This window comes from Allomuricauda sp. ANG21 (assembly GCF_040705235.1).
GTDB lineage: Bacteria > Bacteroidota > Bacteroidia > Flavobacteriales > Flavobacteriaceae > Flagellimonas > Flagellimonas marina.
Genome location: NZ_JBFCVT010000002.1, coordinates 802,915 through 816,034, shown reverse-complemented (window position 1 = coordinate 816,034; position 13,120 = coordinate 802,915). Strand labels below are relative to the sequence as shown.

Here is a 13,120-nt window from a genome sequence, read left to right as displayed (position 1 = left end):
TCTTCTAAAAATTAGTTTAAACTATTTATGTAATTTTTTATGCCCAGCTCGTCCATTTGAACCACATCCCAATCCCTTAACACTTTGGCTCCCTTTTTCTCATAGAACTCAATGGCTGGCTCATTCCAATCCAAAACTTCCCATTGTATTCTCCTGACACCAAGATCGTGGCCATATTTTATCACCTCATCAAGCAGTGCGGTTCCCAAACCGCTTCCACGCATACGCTCAGAAACGATAAGATCTTCTAAATGAATTGCTGGCCCTTTCCAAGTGGAGTATCTGGGATACACCAAGGCAATCCCCACAATTTCCCTCTCCACTTCAGCAACAAAACAATGGAACAGTTTGTGCTCGCCAAAACCATCATTTTCCAAGTCTTCCTTGGAAATTATAACAGCATCGGATTCTTTCTCAAAATCGGCCAGTTCTTGCACCAATGCCAAGACTTGGGCCATATCTTCCTTCTCGGCATTTCTGATTACATATTCCATGATTGTTACAAATAAAACTCAAAGTTATAAATTTCTAAAACTTTAGCCTTACGAAAACGTTTTAGATTCACAAAATGCCCGATATTTGTCCGTAAATAAAACAGTATTTCATGTCTGACAAACAGCGACTCACCATGGGCGAGTTCATTATCGCCAACCAAGAATCATTTCAATATACTTCCGGGGAACTTTCTAGACTGCTCAACGGCATTCGTTTGGCCGCCAAAGTTGTGAACCATGAAGTAAACAAAGCTGGCCTTGTTGACATTATCGGAGCCGCAGGAGATACCAATATTCAAGGCGAGGACCAACAAAAATTGGATGTATTGGCCAATGAGAAGTTTATTCAGACCCTAAAAAACCGTGAAATTGTTTGTGGGATTGCCTCAGAAGAGGAGGACGATTTCATCAGTATAAATAGTTTTGACAAACAACATAAAAACAAGTACGTAGTACTTATTGATCCCTTGGATGGCTCCTCCAATATTGATGTAAACGTTTCCGTTGGTACCATTTTCTCCATATATAGAAGAGTAACGCCAGTGGGCACCCCGGTTACCTTGGAAGATTTTCTACAACCCGGTAAAAATCAAATCGCAGCAGGATATATTATTTATGGAACTTCAACCATGTATGTCTATACAACCGGACATGGCGTAAATGGTTTTACCCTAAACCCAGCTCTTGGAACGTTTTATCTTTCCCACCCAAACATGCAGTTTCCCGAAACTGGCAAAATTTACTCGGTAAATGAGGGGAATTACATCCATTTTCCGCAAGGAGTCAAAGACTACATTAAATATTGCCAAAAAGAGGAAGGGGATAGACCTTACACCTCCAGATATATTGGCTCCCTCGTATCCGATTTTCATAGAAATATGATAAAAGGTGGTATTTATATGTACCCAAAGAGCAGCGTTGCACAAAATGGCAAACTCCGCTTGTTGTATGAATGCAATCCCATGGCTTTCCTAGCAGAACAGGCCAACGGAAAAGCTAGTGATGGCTTTCAACGTATTATGGACATACAGCCCACCGAGCTTCATGAAAGGGTTCCCTTTTTCTGCGGAAGCAAAAAAATGGTGGAAAAAGCAGAAGAGTTTATGGCCAATGCCAGTTCTTGATCTTACTTTCTGGTTACAATTTCGTGGTAATCCTCAAAATCGATTTTCCCAGTAAATATGGCAATGGACTTATCAATGATTTGTGAAGCTGTTTTGGTGGGAAACCCCAGACCAATTGCATATTTCTCCACCATAAAACGTTCTTCATCATCAATTTCGTGGTCTGAAAAAATGATTTGGAAAAACTCGAAAAGTCTTTTGTAACGTTGTTCACCACTGTGAGGAGTTTCAATAGGGTATTTGTTCTCCTTTTTCATGACCTCTTTATACTCTGCTTCAGAAATATTCAGTTTAAAGGCAAACTTGTCCAAAATAGCTTTCTCTTTCGGGTTTATTTCTCCATCAATAGCAGCTAAACTGGCCAAAGTGGCAAAGTGGGCCAAGTTTTTTCGGTGGTCTCCGTGCTCGTATAGGTCTAGAATCGGCATATATCAAATTTTGTGGCACAAATATAAATCTTATCGTAAAAAAGCAGGTAAAAATAACACCAAAAGAAATTCGTACTTTTCATTTTGATGTATCATCACCTAACAATGCCATTAAAAGAGCCTGAACTTTTTACAATCGCGGAAGACTGGTTCCATCAGCAGAACTGGGAACCCTTCCCTTTCCAAAAAGAAACTTGGAGTGCCTTTTTAAATGGAAAGCATGGACTTTTAAATGCTCCCACCGGCAGTGGAAAAACATACGCGCTTTGGTTTCCCATTGTGTTGAACTACATCAAAAATCATCCTGACTACAAAACCAAACACAAGAAAGGACTCAAGGCCATTTGGATCACTCCGCTTCGGGCGCTATCCCAAGAAATTAAACAATCTGCAGAGCGAATCACCCATGATTTAGGGACCCAAATGACAGTGGGCATTCGGACTGGAGACACCTCAACAAAAGAGCGGGCCAAAATGCGTACCAATTTGCCCGACCTATTGATCACTACACCTGAGAGCCTACAATTATTGCTTTCCTCGAAAGATTATGTGAAACTTTTTAAGGATTGCTCCGCTATTGTGGTGGATGAATGGCATGAACTGTTGGGCACCAAACGAGGCGTTCAGATGGAATTGGGGCTATCCCGATTAAAATCAGTTTGCAAAAATCTTCGGATTTGGGGCATCTCCGCCACCATTGGCAACTTGGAACAGGCTAGAGAAGTTTTATTGGGGCCATCCTCCGCAGCACTGCAGAATTCGGTTTTGGTGAAGGCCAATCTCAATAAAATTATCACCGTTAAAAGTGTCATCCCAAAAGAAATGGAAACCTTCCCATGGCGGGGACATTTGGGACTGCATTTATTGGTTGAAGTGATTCCCATTATCAAAAACAGTAAGACCACCTTACTTTTTACCAATACCCGAAGCCAATGTGAAATTTGGTTCCAAAAAATCTTGGAAAAGTATCCCGAGTTTGCCGGGGAAATCGCCATGCATCATGGTAGCATTAACAAAGAAACCCGACTTTGGGTGGAGCAGGCCATTAGAAATGAAAGTCTCAAAGCCGTAGTCTGTACCTCCAGCTTGGATTTGGGTGTAGATTTTGCGCCAGTGGAAACCGTGGTCCAGATTGGAGGGCCCAAAGGCGTAGCCCGATTTTTACAGCGGGCCGGTCGCAGTGGCCATCGCCCCGGAAAAGAAAGCGTTATATACTTTTTGCCCACCCACGCCATGGAACTCATTGAAGCTTCAGCCATGCAAAAGGCGGTGTTGAACAGTGCCGTGGAAGACCGTATTCCATACTTAAACAGTTTTGATGTGCTCATCCAGTATCTGACCACCTTGGCAGTTTCCGATGGGTACTTTCCTGAAGAAATTTATCCTGAAATTAAACAGACGTTTTGTTATCAGGCCATAAGTGACGAGCAATGGCAATGGCTTCTCAATTTTTTGGTGATGGGCAGTCAAAGCTTAAAAACGTATGATGAATATAAAAAAGTAGAGGTTGAAGATGATGGGAAATTCAAAGTGAACAGTAGAGCGGTAGCCATGCGACACCGGTTTCAAATCGGCACTATTGTTGGCGATGCCACCATTCATGTTCGCTACCAAAAAGGAGGGTATATTGGCTCCATTGAGGAGTATTTTATTTCTAAATTGAGTCCTGGGGATGTGTTTACGTTTGCGGGACGAAATTTGGAATTTATTCGGATAAAGGGCATGTCTGCCCATGTTCGGAATTCATCCAAACGCACGAATAAAGTCCCTAGTTGGATGGGCGGCCGACTCAGTTTTTCGGCGAAAATGTCGGAACTGCTCCGGGAAGAATTGTACACAGCCGAACTCCCTTCTTCAAAACAATCCAAGGAAATCCAGTCCTTAGTGCCCATGTTTGCCAAACAACGTGAAGAAAGCATCGTTCCTCTCCCCAATCAATTCCTAATTGAGACTTTCGAAACCAACGACGGTCATCACCATATTTTTTATCCGTTTGAAGGTAGGGCCATTCATGAAGGAATGAGTAGTTTGTTGTCCTATCGCATCAGTTTGTTGACCCCGATTACGTGCTCCCTTGCCTTCAATGACTACGGTTTTGAATTGCTATCAGACAAACCCATCGATATCCAGGCGATTTTGGACAACAATCTATTTACAGCCGAGTACATGCTCTCCGACCTTCAAAAAAGTTTGAATTCCAACGAAATGGCCAGACGAAAATTCCGGGATATTGCCGTTATAAGTGGAATGGTTTTCACTGGGTATCCTGAAAAAGGAGTAAAAATGAAACACCTGCAAAGCAGTTCAGAGCTTTTGTTTGATGTTTTCAAGGATTTTGAGGACGACAACCTCCTCTATCAGCAAGCCTATACCGAAACTTTTGAGCATCAATTGGAAGAAGGTCGTTTGCGACTGGCACTGGAACGAATTGCCCAACAGGAAATCGTTTGGAAGCAATGCCAACAGCCTACTCCTTTCTCGTTTCCTATCATTACCGATAGGCTTCGGGAGAAATTATCCAACGAAAAGCTGGCGGACCGCATTAAACGGATGACGGCAAAACTAAACAGATGAGCAGGAGCAGGTCATTTCGAACCGAGCGAAGCAAGTGTGAGAAATCTCAACTGATATGGGATTTCTCAATCGTCGTTCCTCTCCTCATTTCGAAATGACAATACCATTACATTTGCATCAACGTATTATCAGTGAGTCATAGCATCTATATCAAAAATCAAAATTTTCAACTCCACCCTTTGGGTGGTCTGTTTTGGAAGGAACGCTCCATGCTGCTCATTAGCGATGTGCACTTGGGTAAAGTCTCCCATTTTAGAAAATTTGGTGCTGCCGTTCCTAGAAAGGCCATCCACAAAAACTATGTGCTGCTCGATATGATCGTGGCCGATTTTCAACCCTTTCAAATCTGTTTTTTGGGTGATTTGTTCCATTCTTCCCTGAACAAAGAGTGGGAACTGTTTGAGAATTGGGTGGCCAAAACCCCAGCCGAGATTATTTTGGTTTCGGGTAACCATGATATTATCGCTCCAGAAAAATACAAACAGCTCAAGGTTGAAATTTTCCCTGAACTCATTATCGATGATTTCCTCTTGACACATCACCCAGAAGAGCGAGAAGGACTGTTCACCTTTTGCGGACACATTCATCCTGCGGTGAAACTCCACGGATTTGGAAGACAAAAACTTCGACTTCCCTGCTTCTTTAAAAGTAAAAACCAAATGGTCTTACCCGCCTTCGGTGAATTTACAGGAACCTATACTATGACCCCTTCAAAGGATGATGAGGTTTATATCTTAAGTGATGATTCGATAATTAAAATTTAACTTTTTTTTGATAAAAATCTTCTTAAAGTTATATTTATCGGATTTTGATTTAAATGAAAAAAACTCTTCCAACAGTTATCCTTTCTGCAATTCTGTTTTTTCTTCAGAACCTTAATCTTGAGAATTGCCTAAATCTTGAGGAGAAAACTCTTTCCTGTTTTTTAAAGGAGCACTTCTATTCAGCAAAATCATTGTATTCAGCAATAGCTCTGTTCTTATTTATAATTTATAACTGGGTAATAGGCTATTTGGAAGGAAACAAAGTAAAGAATAACCTTAATGATTTTTTAGATAAATTCTTTGAAGATAACTTAGAAAGAAAAAAAGAAAATCATAGGCTAACTGTTTTTCAGACCAAATGGGGATTCCAAATATTTTTTGGTTACATATGGCATACCTTATCAAGATTGGGTTACTATAGAAATTGCAAAAAAATCAAATACAGAACTGATAAAACACCTGTCCCATGGGGCAAATATTTAGTAATTCATTCAAGATGTGGAATGCCCAATGAAAATTACAAATCCACAATCTTTAGACTATACAAAGATGAGAAGAAAGTAAATAGTTTCGCAGAATATGCGTATCACACAGGCCAAATTGAGTCCGAAGTTTTACCGAATATTTATGAATTGAATTTTCAAAATATTTGTAACTTACAAGAAGTTTCCCGTACTAATAAGAAAAAAGTTGATACTTATATGAAGAAATCTCATCTAAGAACTTTTGATTCTTTTAGAATGTTTGGAAGAAGGACACCATATATTGCAGCGATACCTTTATTTACTAAAAAAAGGAGTATGAATTATCCTTCTCATATTATTATGTATGACAGCATTTCTTTGGATTTTAAAGAAATTAAAAAAGAAATGACCGCCCTATCCAATTATATTCAGATTATTTTAATCAACTCTTAGTATGGATTTAGCATTAAGTCAAGTAACAAACATTAGTCCATCAATTATTGATAGAGACTCCCAAAAAGTCAAAGACACCATCCTTGACACTTCAAAACTATCTCCTTCAGATATTCCAAATGAGGTAGAGGTAACACGTCACGATTCTACCCTAGCTTTTAGCCTAAATTACTTTATTATGGAAGGAGATAATGATATGGTCACAAAGACCGATGGAAATTTATGGGAGCTTGTATATAGCAAGGTTACGGGTCGAATATATCGTGTTAAATACAAAAACTCGTCATTTGATTCTCTAAAATCAGAGATTAAACTTATAAGAAGAGGTTTACAAAAAAACCGATTGAAAGACAATCTTAAATTTGGTATTGGTCTTATTGAAGAAATTGCTTTATATATTCAAAGAGTCACTTAATATTTATTTTATTTAACTATATCTTTGCCGCAAAGTTTTTGGATTGACCAAAACCCCAATTTCCCAACGCTTTGCTCAGTCTCCCCAACTCGGGAAACTGCGGAATGCTATTGCCAAACCTCAAAATAATAATGCCAAAATCAATCTTAAAGGATTGGTGGGTTCGTCCCTTTCCTTGGTAATTTCTGAGGTATTCGATACCGCAGACACTCCTTTTTTATTGATTCTCAATGATAAAGAAGAAGCAGCCTACTACTTGAACGATTTAGAGCAGTTGATTGGTGAAAATGATGTGCTTTTCTATCCGGGAAGTTACCGTAGACCTTATCAGATTGAAGAAACCGACAATGCCAACGTTCTACTTCGCGCCGAGGTTTTGAATCGAATCAACTCCCGAAAAAAACCAGCAATTATTGTCACTTATCCCGATGCACTTTTTGAAAAAGTGGTCACTCGGAAGGAGCTCGACAAAAACACCCTCAAAATAAAATTGGAGGATACGCTTTCATTGGATTTTTTAAATGAAGTTCTTTTTGAATATAAATTCAAGCGGGTGGATTTTGTGACCGAACCCGGAGAGTTTTCGGTTCGTGGTGGAATTGTGGACGTATTCTCTTTTTCGCATGATGAACCATATCGTATTGAGTTTTTTGGGGATGAAGTGGACAGCATCCGAACCTTTGATGTGGAAACCCAACTCTCCAGCGAAAAGGTGAAGAAAATTAGCATCATTCCCAATGTGGAAAACAAGTTTTTACAGGAGTCCCGAGAGAGTTTTCTCAAATACATTTCACCCAAAACTGTAGTTTTTGCCAAGAATCCGGCTTTGATTTACGATCGTATTGATTCGTTTTTTACAAAAGCGGAAGAAAGTTTTGCAAAACTCAGTAAAGAAATAAAACACGCAGAGCCCAAGGAACTTTTTGTAGATTCTGCTTTGCTGAAAGAGCAGTTGGAGGATTTTTTGTTTGTGGAGATTGGAGCAACTTCTGTCACTTCGAGCGCAGTCGAGAAGCAGACAGAAAATTCTCCCCTAGCCACTCCCTCGACTGCGCTCGGGAAGACAGCTCATGATGTGATTGCAATCCAATTCAATACCAAGCCCCAACCCTCTTTCAACAAAAAATTCGACCTGCTCATTGAAAACCTTAATGAAAATCGCGAAGCAGGTTTCACCAATTATATTTTCTGTTCCACCGAGCAACAGGCCAAGCGTTTTCATGACATTTTTGATGAAGTGGACCAAACGGTGCATTACCAAACTTTGGTTTTTCCGCTCTATCAAGGTTTCATTGATGCTGATTTAAAACTTGCTTGTTACACTGATCATCAAATTTTTGAACGCTACCATAAATTCCATTTAAAAAATGGCTACGCCAAAAAGCAAGCCATCACCTTAAAGGAACTCAACAAGCTCGAAATTGGCGATTATGTCACCCACATTGATCATGGTATCGGTAAGTTCGGTGGGTTGCAAAAAATTGATGTAGAGGGCAAAAAGCAAGAAGCCATCAAACTGATTTATGGCGATCGCGATATCTTGTACGTTAGCATTCACTCGCTCCACAAAATTTCTAAATACAATGGTAAGGATGGTGCCCCACCCAAAATCTATAAACTGGGTTCTGCCGCCTGGAAAAACTTAAAGCAAAAAACCAAGAGTCGGGTAAAGAAAATTGCGTTCGACCTTATCCAAGTATATGCCAAAAGACGCTTGGAAAAAGGATTCCAATATGCCCCTGATAGCTATCTGCAACATGAACTAGAAGCGTCATTTATTTATGAGGATACTTTAGATCAAGAAAAGTCGACGCAAGACGTTAAAAAAGACATGGAAAGTGAACGTCCCATGGACCGCCTTATTTGTGGTGATGTTGGTTTCGGAAAGACCGAAGTGGCCATCCGTGCGGCTTTTAAAGCGGTTGACAATGGCAAACAGGTGGCGATTTTGGTCCCTACTACCATTCTTGCTTTTCAACATAACAGAACTTTTAAAGAACGGCTTTCAGACATGCCCGTTACCGTGGATTACCTCAACCGGTTTAGAACGGCAAAAGAGAAAAAAGATGTTTTAGAGCGATTGTCCGAGGGGAAAATCGATATTATCATCGGCACCCATCAGCTGGTGAATAAGAATGTAAAGTTCAAGGATTTAGGATTGCTGATTGTGGATGAAGAACAAAAATTTGGTGTTTCAGTAAAAGAAAAACTACGTTCCATCAAGGAAAATGTGGATGTACTCACCTTGACCGCTACGCCTATTCCAAGAACGCTTCAATTTAGTTTGATGGCAGCGCGTGATCTTTCTGTCATCAACACCCCTCCGCCCAACCGATATCCTATCGAAAGTCAGGTGATTCGATTTAATGAGGAAATTATTCGGGATGCAGTTTCGTATGAAATCCAGCGGGGCGGACAGGTGTTCTTTATCCATAATCGCATTGAGAATATCAAGGAAGTGGCCGGAATGATCCAACGTTTAGTACCGGATGCAAAAATCGGTATTGGCCATGGGCAAATGGAAGGAAAAAAACTGGAACAGCTTATGCTCGCCTTTATGAACGGGGAGTTTGATGTGCTGGTCTCCACCACCATTGTAGAAAGTGGCTTGGATGTGACCAACGCCAACACCATTTTCATCAACAATGCCAATAATTTTGGGTTGAGTGACCTGCATCAGATGCGGGGCCGTGTAGGTCGAAGCAATAAAAAGGCCTTCTGTTTTTTCATCACTCCACCTTACGAAGTGATGACGCCTGATGCCCGAAAACGTATCGAAGCGTTGGAGCAATTCACTGATTTAGGGAGTGGATTCAATATCGCCATGAAGGATTTGGAAATCCGTGGAGCCGGAGATCTACTGGGGGGTGAACAGAGTGGGTTTATAAATGAGATTGGGTTTGAGACCTATCAAAAAATATTGGCCGAAGCCATTGACGAACTCAAGGAAAATGAATTCAAAGAGTTGTACGATGAAGTGGAAACAGGTAAGGAAAAAACCTATGTGAAAGAGTTGCAATTGGATACCGATTTTGAACTGCTCTTCCCGGATGACTACATCAACAACATTACCGAACGCTTAAATCTGTATACCCAACTCAACCAAGTGAAGGATGAGGAAGAACTCCAAAAATACGAGGCTGAACTGGTAGACCGTTTTGGTGAACTTCCCGAAGAGGCTAAGGACTTACTCAATTCTGTCCGAATTAAGTGGATTGCAACTCATATTGGATTGGAGAAAGTAATATTGAAAAAGGGCAAGTTTATTGGGTATTTTATTGCGGACCAACAATCTGACTTCTACCAAAGCACTGTATTTACTCAAGTGCTGCAATATGTGCAACATCATCCCCAACAAGCCAAACTCAAGGAAAAGCAGACCCGAAATGGACTACGGTTGTTATTGGTATTTGACCGAATCACGAGTGTTGAAAAGGCATTGAAGGCACTGGAGCCCTTCAGCCCCCAAAAAGTAGTGGCATCATAGCCCAAAATCCTATTATGTCACAAAAACCAAAAACCTATTTTAACTGGAGTTCCGGCAAGGATTCCGCAATGGCACTCCACTATCTGCTGGAGCAAGGCAACTACGACATTGACCGATTATTGACCACAGTAAATGCACATTACAATCGCGTTTCCATGCACGGTCTGCCCAGAAAAGTCTTGGAGTCCCAGGCAGCATCTGTAGGCATTCCCTTGGAGGTTCTTGAAGTTCCTGAAAAACCCAGTATGGAGCAATACAATGATTTAATGCGGAGCACGGTCACCCAATTACGGGATTACGGGTACACCCATACAGGTTTTGGGGACATTTTTTTGGAAGACCTTAAGCAATATCGGGAAAATATGCTCCAACCCTATGGACTGACCACGCTTTTCCCATTGTGGAAAAAGGACACCTCTGAGTTGATAGAGGAGTTTCTGGCACTTAGGTTTCGGGCCGTGATCATTTGCGTCAACAATTCAAAATTGGATGCATCATTTTTAGGACAGGAACTGTCACGGGAACTCATTGCCGAATTCCCTTCAAATGTTGACCCGTGCGGTGAAAATGGCGAATATCACACTTTTTGCTTTGACGGTCCCATATTTAAGACCCCTATTCCTTTTTCAGTCGGAGAAAAAGTCTTTAAGGCCTACGATGACCCATCAAATTCTTCAAAATCCATTCAGTTTGGTTTCTGCGATATAGAATTGGAAACCCTATAATTGACATAAGGCCTTAGTGGCTCTTTTTCAGCATAATATATAATAAAAATGGGTTTAAAAAGTTGTATAAAACGATAGAAACCCAAACTATAAAATCGCATTGATGAAACCTCAACTTCTAAAATTCCCAATAGTTCTAGCCTTTGTATTTTTAAGTGTTTCCTGTTCCAACGATGATGATGGCGGTAGCCAAGAAGTTGCGGATTTTACCGTTTCTTCTTTTACAGATGATAGGGATGGAACCACCTACAAAACCGTAAAAATTGGTAGTCAAGTATGGTTTGCTGAAAACCTAAATTATACTTTGGACAATGCACAAAGTGCATGTTACGATGACAGTGCGTCCAATTGTTTGTTATACGGCAGACTGTATCGAAGTGATGATGCAGCAACTGCGTGCCCAGATGGGTAGCATCTTCCTTCGGAAGAAGAGTGGCAAGAACTTTTTGATTATTTGGGTGGCAACACCGTAGCCATGAATTTGTTGGAAGTAGGTGCCAGTTTTCAAAATAAGGATGTGGAATTTAACTTATTGGCCGCTGGTAGATTTTGGTCCACCCAAATGGGGTATGAGTTTTTGAACAACACAGGGTTTTATTGGACCACCTCTCCCGGCGGTTCCCAATTCGCAACCACTAAATTTATTGAATTTACCCCTGGAACTTCATTGACCGTTGATTGGGAGAATGTTGGAAGAAAAATGAGCTGCCGATGCGTTGAGGATTAAATAACCCTGGTGCACCTTCTTCACAAGCTTTTCAATTTTTGAGAGTTCGCTTCCATGTCGTAATTGACCCGTAGGATTGTCGTTTTCACACATGAGTACACCGTTTTGTTCCCCATATATTTGGGTAGCTATAAATTATTGATACTCATGACAGAAAAAGGAAAATTTTTAAGGAAATTTAATGAGGCTTTCGCCAAAGGGGATACCCAATTTATTGCTGAAAGTGTGACCAAGGATATCCAATGGACCATGTTTGGGGATAAAACCATAAATGGCATGGAAGAATTCAAAAAAGAAATTGAATCCATGGTACAATCCGAATGTGGCCTAGAACTCGATAAAATCATTACCCACGGAAACACTGCCGCGGTGAATGGTGTTATCCATGCCCAAGACCAAAATGGAAACCCTGCTGCCTATGCTTTTTGTGATGTGTATACCTTAAGCGGATTTAAAAATCCCAGGATCAAAGAAATGAAATCCTATTTTACCAAAATCAAATAGCACAGTATGAAAACCAATAAAGTAAAGACGTTTTGGATAAATCTTCCCGTAAAAGATGTGAGAAAATCAAAAGAGTTCTTTAATAGCCTCGGTTTTCAAGAAACCGAGAATCAACCAAAGAACGATGAATATGCCGGTTTCTATCTTGATGAAAATAAAACGGTGTTGATGCTCTTTCCTGAAGAACGTTTTGCCCATTTTACCGGAAACCCCATCGCTGATACTTCCAAAGGTACCGAAGCATACTTGAACCTTGACTCCCCTACCCGTGAGTATGTAGACGAGTTTTCCGAAATGGTCAAGAATGCTGGTGGAACTGTATACGCAGAACCCTCGGAATTGGAAGGTTGGATGTATGTTATGGGTTTTATCGACCTAGATGGACATCGTTGGGGAATGCTGCATATGGATATGTCCAAATTACCAAAGTAAAGTTTATACCATTTAATAATACAAAAAACTGAAATATGGAAAACCAAAAACCCAATCCCGTTGTGTGGTTTGAAATTTATGTGAACGATATGGCCCGTGCACAAAAATTCTATGAAACTGTTTTGGACATCAAATTTGATGACCTTCCGATGCCTTCCGATGAAGGAGGATTGGCCATGAAATTCTTTCCGAACGAGATGAACAATTTTGGCGCTGGCGGCGCACTCTGCAAAATGGAAGGTTTTGCCGCAGGAGGCAATAGTACCTTGGTTTATTTTGGAAGTGAGGATTGTAGTATTGAGGAAGCCAGAATTGAAAAAGCCGGTGGAAAAGTATTCAAATCCAAATTTTCTATAGGGGAATATGGTTTCATTGCCCTTGGAACCGATACCGAAGGGAATATGTTTGGACTGCATTCCATGGCATAGAAAGGTTTCAGAATCGCAAGCCTTTGATGTCATTTCGAAATGAGGAGTGCAAAGACGATTGAGAAATCTCCGTTGTTTCAAAATAGATTTCTAACATTCCT

General features: G+C 40.5%; 12 protein-coding genes and 1 pseudogene. 11 read left to right on the top strand and 2 right to left on the bottom strand.

What is annotated here, in order from left to right:
• Positions 1 to 11: 11 nt before the first annotated feature.
• A complete protein-coding gene (locus AB1A65_RS05965; RefSeq protein WP_366586693.1) occupies positions 12 to 494 on the bottom strand; it encodes a GNAT family N-acetyltransferase in 483 nt (160 codons plus the stop codon).
• Positions 495 to 604: 110 nt separating this feature from the next.
• On the opposite strand from AB1A65_RS05965, the gene fbp reads away from it, so the two are divergent.
• Positions 605 to 1,618, top strand: a complete 1,014-nt coding sequence (gene fbp / locus AB1A65_RS05960; RefSeq protein ID WP_366586691.1) for a class 1 fructose-bisphosphatase — start codon at positions 605 to 607, stop codon at positions 1,616 to 1,618.
• A gap of 2 nt (positions 1,619 to 1,620) precedes the next feature.
• On the opposite strand, the gene AB1A65_RS05955 is transcribed toward fbp, so the two are convergent.
• Positions 1,621 to 2,046, bottom strand: coding sequence for a TerB family tellurite resistance protein (locus AB1A65_RS05955; RefSeq protein WP_366586688.1), 426 nt, complete (start codon positions 2,044 to 2,046; stop codon positions 1,621 to 1,623).
• A gap of 105 nt (positions 2,047 to 2,151) precedes the next feature.
• Here AB1A65_RS05955 and AB1A65_RS05950 point away from each other — a divergent pair, with 105 nt between their 5' ends.
• The 10 genes and pseudogenes from AB1A65_RS05950 (at position 2,152) to AB1A65_RS05905 (ending at position 13,019) form a co-directional block, all read left to right on the top strand.
• Entirely contained in the window at positions 2,152 to 4,620 is a 2,469-nt protein-coding gene (locus AB1A65_RS05950) for a ligase-associated DNA damage response DEXH box helicase (RefSeq protein WP_366586685.1), read from the top strand.
• A gap of 131 nt (positions 4,621 to 4,751) precedes the next feature.
• On the top strand, positions 4,752 to 5,384 hold the full coding sequence (gene pdeM / locus AB1A65_RS05945; RefSeq protein WP_366586683.1) for a ligase-associated DNA damage response endonuclease PdeM: 633 nt from the start codon (positions 4,752 to 4,754) through the stop codon (positions 5,382 to 5,384).
• Positions 5,385 to 5,437: 53 nt separating this feature from the next.
• Entirely contained in the window at positions 5,438 to 6,301 is an 864-nt protein-coding gene (locus AB1A65_RS05940) for a hypothetical protein (RefSeq protein ID WP_366586680.1), read from the top strand.
• A 1-nt stretch (position 6,302) separates the two neighbouring features.
• Positions 6,303 to 6,716: a hypothetical protein gene (locus AB1A65_RS05935; RefSeq protein ID WP_366586678.1), complete on the top strand. Its 414-nt coding sequence runs from the start codon at positions 6,303 to 6,305 to the stop codon at positions 6,714 to 6,716.
• Between the two features lie 43 nt (positions 6,717 to 6,759).
• The gene (gene mfd, locus AB1A65_RS05930) at positions 6,760 to 10,203 is read left to right on the top strand and encodes a transcription-repair coupling factor (protein WP_366586675.1); all 3,444 of its coding nucleotides are present in this window, start codon (positions 6,760 to 6,762) and stop codon (positions 10,201 to 10,203) included.
• 14 nt (positions 10,204 to 10,217) lie between these two features.
• A complete protein-coding gene (locus AB1A65_RS05925; RefSeq protein ID WP_366586673.1) occupies positions 10,218 to 10,928 on the top strand; it encodes a diphthine--ammonia ligase in 711 nt (236 codons plus the stop codon).
• 103 nt (positions 10,929 to 11,031) lie between these two features.
• Positions 11,032 to 11,655 (top strand): annotated as a pseudogene (locus tag AB1A65_RS05920) (FISUMP domain-containing protein).
• A 147-nt stretch (positions 11,656 to 11,802) separates the two neighbouring features.
• Positions 11,803 to 12,159, top strand: coding sequence for a nuclear transport factor 2 family protein (locus AB1A65_RS05915; protein ID WP_366586671.1), 357 nt, complete (start codon positions 11,803 to 11,805; stop codon positions 12,157 to 12,159).
• A gap of 6 nt (positions 12,160 to 12,165) precedes the next feature.
• Positions 12,166 to 12,591, top strand: a complete 426-nt coding sequence (locus AB1A65_RS05910; RefSeq protein WP_366586668.1) for a VOC family protein — start codon at positions 12,166 to 12,168, stop codon at positions 12,589 to 12,591.
• A 35-nt stretch (positions 12,592 to 12,626) separates the two neighbouring features.
• Complete coding sequence (locus AB1A65_RS05905; RefSeq protein ID WP_366586666.1) at positions 12,627 to 13,019, top strand: VOC family protein; 393 nt, start codon at positions 12,627 to 12,629, stop codon at positions 13,017 to 13,019.
• The last annotated feature ends 101 nt before the right edge of the window (positions 13,020 to 13,120 follow it).

Bases quoted from the DNA above. Each gene is read 5' to 3' on its own strand.
- AB1A65_RS05965 (WP_366586693.1), bottom strand. From the start codon at position 494: ATGGAATATGTAATCAGAAATGCCGAGAAGGAAGATATGGCCCAAGTC.
- fbp (WP_366586691.1), top strand. From the start codon at position 605: ATGTCTGACAAACAGCGACTCACCATGGGCGAGTTCATTATCGCCAAC.
- AB1A65_RS05955 (WP_366586688.1), bottom strand. From the start codon at position 2,046: ATGCCGATTCTAGACCTATACGAGCACGGAGACCACCGAAAAAACTTG.
- AB1A65_RS05950 (WP_366586685.1), top strand. From the start codon at position 2,152: ATGCCATTAAAAGAGCCTGAACTTTTTACAATCGCGGAAGACTGGTTC.
- AB1A65_RS05940 (WP_366586680.1), top strand. From the start codon at position 5,438: ATGAAAAAAACTCTTCCAACAGTTATCCTTTCTGCAATTCTGTTTTTT.
- AB1A65_RS05935 (WP_366586678.1), top strand. From the start codon at position 6,303: ATGGATTTAGCATTAAGTCAAGTAACAAACATTAGTCCATCAATTATT.
- AB1A65_RS05925 (WP_366586673.1), top strand. From the start codon at position 10,218: ATGTCACAAAAACCAAAAACCTATTTTAACTGGAGTTCCGGCAAGGAT.
- AB1A65_RS05915 (WP_366586671.1), top strand. From the start codon at position 11,803: ATGACAGAAAAAGGAAAATTTTTAAGGAAATTTAATGAGGCTTTCGCC.
- AB1A65_RS05910 (WP_366586668.1), top strand. From the start codon at position 12,166: ATGAAAACCAATAAAGTAAAGACGTTTTGGATAAATCTTCCCGTAAAA.
- AB1A65_RS05905 (WP_366586666.1), top strand. From the start codon at position 12,627: ATGGAAAACCAAAAACCCAATCCCGTTGTGTGGTTTGAAATTTATGTG.